The organism is Cellulomonas triticagri, assembly GCF_003696205.1.
GTDB classification, from domain to species: Bacteria; Actinomycetota; Actinomycetes; order Actinomycetales; family Cellulomonadaceae; genus Cellulomonas; species Cellulomonas triticagri.
In genome coordinates this window covers 1-4,447 of sequence record NZ_RFFI01000189.1, presented here as the reverse complement: position 1 = coordinate 4,447, position 4,447 = coordinate 1, and the positions used below count along the sequence as shown (strand labels likewise).

Genomic DNA, 4,447 nt, shown 5'->3' with positions numbered 1-4,447 from the left:
GACCCCGCGCGGCGCCAGGCGCACGCGTCGGCGACCGGGCACGCCCCGCAGCGCGGCGCCCGCGCCGTGCAGACCAGCGCGCCGAGCTCCATGGACGCCGCCGCCCACCGCGCGGCCCCGGCGTCGTCGGCGGGCACGTACTCCTCGGCGAGACGGCGCTCGCCCACCGTGAGCGCAGGGGCGGGCAGTGCCACCCCCTCGGCGACGCGGGCGAGCACCCGCCGCACGTTCGTGTCCAGCACTACCGAGCGGCGCCCGAACGCGAACGCCCGCACCGCCGCCGCCGTGTACGAGCCGATGCCCGGCAGCGCGAGCAGCGCCTCCTCGTCGTCGGGCACCTGCCCGCCGTGCCGCTCCACCAGCGCGCGGGCGCAGTCCTGCAGCCGCAGCGCCCGGCGCGGGTAGCCCAGCCGGTCCCACGCCCGCAGCACGTCGGCGGGGCTCGCGGCGGCGAGGTCGGCGGGCTCCGGCCAGCGCGCCAGCCACGCCCGCCACGCGGGCTCCACCCGGACCACGGGCGTCTGCTGCAGCATGACCTCGCTGACCAGCACACCCCACGGGGTGCGGTCCGGGGCGCGCCACGGCAGGTCGCGGGCGTGCACGTCGAACCACGCGACCACCGTCTCCCGGACGGCGTCGGGCGCGACGGGATCGAGGAGGTCGGGCACGGGCCCATCCTCACCCGGGAACCGCCGGGCCACCCAACCGCCCCCGGCGCGGCACCGCCGGACCGCCCGGTGCGCGGGCTAGCGTGATCGCGGCGGCCGAGCGCGGTCGCGCGGGACGAGAGGGAGCCGGACATGGGCGTGCTGCGGCCGGAGGGCTCGCTGCCCCCGCGCGTGTACTGGGTGCGGCGCGCGGTCGTGCTCGTGGTCGCGGTCGCCGTGGTGGTGCTGCTGGTGATCGGCGTGCAGGCCCTCGTCCGCGCCGTCTCCGGCTCCGGGGAGGACACCCCGGCCGACGCCGCACCGCCGACGACCTCCGAGTCCTCCGCCCCGCCCGAGGAGGAGGAGACCGGGACCCCCGCGTGCGAGCCGGCGCAGCTCACCGCGGAGATGTCCGCCGACGCCGCCTCCTACCCGGCGGGGGCGCTGCCGACGTTCACGCTCCGGCTCACCAACACCGGCGACCAGCCGTGCCTGGTCGACGCCGGCGGGGCGCAGCGGCAGATCGTCGTCACGTCCGGCAGCGACCGCATCTGGGCGTCCACCGACTGCGACCCGGGCGAGCCGCTGAGCCTGCTGCTCGGCGCGGGCCAGGCCGACGAGCGACCGGTGCAGTGGGACCGGGTGCGCTCGGTCGAGGGCTGCGCGCCCGACCAGGCGGCGGCGCTGCCGGGCACCTACCAGGCGGTGCTCACCCTCGCCGGGGTGACGGCCGAGCCGGTGGTCTTCGGGCTGGAGTGAGGCCGGGCGGCCGCGTCGACCGGAGGGTCAGACGTACCGCTCGAGGATGCTCGACTCCGCGAGGCGCGACAGGCCCTCGCGGACCGCGCGCGCCCGCTGCTCGCCGACGCCGTCGACCGCCATGAGGTCGTCGATGTTCGCGGCCAGCAGCTTCTGCAGCCCGCTGAAGTGGCCCACGAGCCGGTCCACGATCGCGGCGGGCAGGCGCGGCACCTTCGACATCAGGCGGTAGCCGCGCGGCCCGGCGGCGGCGTCCAGCATCTCGACGCCCGCGGGCAGGCCCAGCACCCGGGCGATGAGCGCGAGGTCCAGCAGCTCGGTCGAGTCCAGCGCGGCCAGGGACGCCTGGATGTCCTCGACGTCGCGGCGCGAGGAGTCCAGGTAGTCGCGGATGACGAGCTCGCTGTCGCTGCCGATGCCACCGGTGAGCTCGTCGAGCTGCAGCGACAGCAGGCGGCCGTCGGAGCCGAGCTCGACCACGTAGCCCGCGATCTCCTCCGAGATGCGGCGCACCATCTCCTGCCGCTGGACGACCACGCACACGTCGCGGACCGTCACCAGGTCCTCGATCTCCAGCGCGGACAGCGTGCCGCTGACCTCGTCCAGGCGGGCCTTGTACCGCTCGAGCGTCGCGAGGGCCTGGTTCGCGCGCGACATGATCGCGTCCGCGTTCTCCAGCACGTGCCGCTGTTCGCCCACGTACAGCGCGATGATCCGCATCGACGCGGACACCGAGATGACCGGCAGCCCCGTCTGCTTCGCGACCCGCTCCGCGGTGCGGTGCCGGGTGCCGGACTCCGAGGTGGAGATCGTCGGGTCGGGCAGCAGCTGGACGGCCGCGCGCACGATGCGCCGGCTGGCCGGGTCCATGACGATCGCGCCGTCCATCTTCGCGAGCTCGCGCAGCCGGGTGGCCGAGAACTCCACGTCGAGCTCGAACCCGCCGGAGCAGATGCTCTCCACCGTCGCGTCGAGGCCCAGCACGATGAGCGCGCCGGTCCGGCCGCGCAGGATGCGCTCCAGCCCGTCGCGCAGCTCGGTGCCGGGCGCGACCGCGGCGAGCGTGTGCCGCAGCAGGTCGTCGGGCGGCGTGGTGGTGGGCACGGCGCGATCCTACGGGGAGGGCCCGACGCGCGGCGCGCCGCACGCGCCGGTGGACGTTGCGATGCGGTCACGGTGGTGTCGGTGGGGGCGGCTAGCGTGACGGCCGTGAGCACCACCACCGCGAAGTCCGCGCGTCCCGCGTACCGCTGCGCCGAGTGCGGCTGGACCACGTCCAAGTGGGTCGGCCGCTGCGGCGAGTGCCAGACCTGGGGCTCCGTCGCGGAGGACACCGGCCCCGGCGGGGCCGCCCCGCGCACGGCGGTCATGGTGCCGCTGCGGGGCGCCGCGCGGCCGATCGCGGAGATCGACGTCGAGACCAGCCGCTCCCGGCCCACCGGCGTCGGCGAGCTGGACCGGGTGCTCGGGGGCGGGCTCGTGCCCGGCGCCGTGGTGCTGCTCGCGGGCGAGCCCGGCGTGGGCAAGTCGACGCTGCTGCTCGACGTCGCGGCCCGCGCGGCGACCGGCGGCCGGACCGTGCTCTACGTGACCGGCGAGGAGTCCGCCGGGCAGGTCCGGCTGCGGGCCGAGCGCATCGGGGCGCTGGCCGACACCCTGCTGCTCGCCGCGGAGACCGACCTCGGGACGATCCTCGGCCACCTCGCGCAGACCGAGCCGGACCTGCTGGTGCTCGACTCCGTGCAGACCGTCGCGTCGTCCGCCGTCGAGGGCTCGCCCGGCGGCGTCGCCCAGGTCCGGGAGGTCGCGGCGTCCCTCATCTCCGCCGCCAAGGAGCGCGGACTGCCCGTCGTGCTCGTCGGCCACGTCACCAAGGACGGCGCCGTCGCCGGACCCCGGACCCTCGAGCACCTGGTCGACGTGGTCTGCCAGTTCGAGGGGGACCGGCACTCGCGGCTGCGGCTGCTGCGCGCCACCAAGAACCGGTTCGGCCCCACCGACGAGGTCGGCTGCTTCGACCTCACGGAGTCCGGCATCGTCGGGCTGGCCGACCCCTCGGGGCTGTTCCTCTCGCACGAGCGGCACCACGTCCCCGGCACCTGCGTCACCGTCACGCTGGAGGGGCGCCGACCGCTCGCCACCGAGGTGCAGGCCCTCGTCGCGCCGAGCATGCTCGCCAACCCGCGCCGCACCACCAGCGGCGTCGACGGGTCCCGCCTCGCCATGGTGCTCGCCGTCCTCCAGCGCCGCGCCGGGCTCAAGGTCGGCGACCAGGACGTGTACGTCTCCACCGTCGGCGGCGCCCGGGTCGTCGAGCCCGGTGCGGACCTGGCGCTCGCCCTCGCGACCGTCAGCAGCCGGGAGAACGTCGCGCTGCCGCCGCGCCTGGTCGCGATCGGCGAGGTCGGGCTCGCCGGGGAGATCCGCCCCGTCACCGGCACGGCCCGGCGGCTCGCCGAGGCCGCGCGCCTCGGGTTCACGCACGCCGTCGTCCCCGCCGGGTCGCTCGCCGCCGGCGAGGCGCCCGAGGGGATGCGGGTCGCGCAGGCCGCCGACCTCGGCGAGGCCGTCCGGCTCACCCGGGCCGAGACCGCACGCCCCGAGGTCCCCGGCGGGGGGACCTCCGCGAAGTAGGCTGCCGCGGACGGAAGACGGGCCCGCGGCAGCGACGCGGCGTCCGCGCAGGCGGCGCAGGGAGTACGGCATGACGGGCACGGACGGGTCGACGGGGAGCGGCGGCTCCGCCGGGGGCTGGAACCGGCCGACGTGGCCGAGCCTCAGCGGCGGCGGGGACGACGCGCCCGCTCCTGCTGCCCCGCTGGTGCCGGAGCGCGTGAGCACCGAGACGGGGCCGATCCCGACTCGCCGCCAGCTGCGCACGGGCGCGATCCCCGTGGTCCCGCCCGCCGCGCCCGCGCCCGGCCCGTCCACCCCGACCGCGGCATCCGCGCCGGTCCCGGCCGAGCGCCGGTCCACCTGGACGCACCCGAACCTGGTCGGCCGCGACGCCGCCACTCCGGACGGCGCCGCGCCGCAGCCCG

The 4,447-nt window shown here is 77.2% G+C and carries 4 protein-coding genes and 1 pseudogene; 3 read left to right on the top strand and 2 right to left on the bottom strand.

Translation table 11 applies throughout. From position 1 onward, the window contains the following. Nucleotides 1-668 (bottom strand): iron-sulfur binding domain-containing protein (locus EBM89_RS19630; RefSeq protein ID WP_147463638.1); only part of this gene is annotated, 668 nt, incomplete at its 3' end. A 132-nt stretch (nt 669-800) separates the two neighbouring features. Between EBM89_RS19630 and EBM89_RS19625 the strand changes: the two genes are divergently transcribed. Next, a complete protein-coding gene (locus EBM89_RS19625; RefSeq protein ID WP_122151273.1) occupies nt 801-1,406 on the top strand; it encodes a hypothetical protein in 606 nt (201 codons plus the stop codon). Nucleotides 1,407-1,433: 27 nt separating this feature from the next. Here EBM89_RS19625 and disA read toward each other — a convergent pair whose 3' ends face one another. Continuing rightward, nucleotides 1,434-2,510 carry a DNA integrity scanning diadenylate cyclase DisA gene (gene disA, locus EBM89_RS19620; protein ID WP_122151272.1) on the bottom strand — a complete coding sequence of 359 codons (1,077 nt, stop codon included), beginning with the start codon at nt 2,508-2,510 and terminating at the stop codon, nt 1,434-1,436. 105 nt (nt 2,511-2,615) lie between these two features. On the opposite strand from disA, the gene radA reads away from it, so the two are divergent. Beyond that, complete coding sequence (radA, locus tag EBM89_RS19615; protein WP_122151274.1) at nt 2,616-4,040, top strand: DNA repair protein RadA; 1,425 nt, start codon at nt 2,616-2,618, stop codon at nt 4,038-4,040. A gap of 70 nt (nt 4,041-4,110) precedes the next feature. After that, nucleotides 4,111-4,447 (top strand): annotated as a pseudogene (locus EBM89_RS19610) (hypothetical protein); the annotation flags it as partial.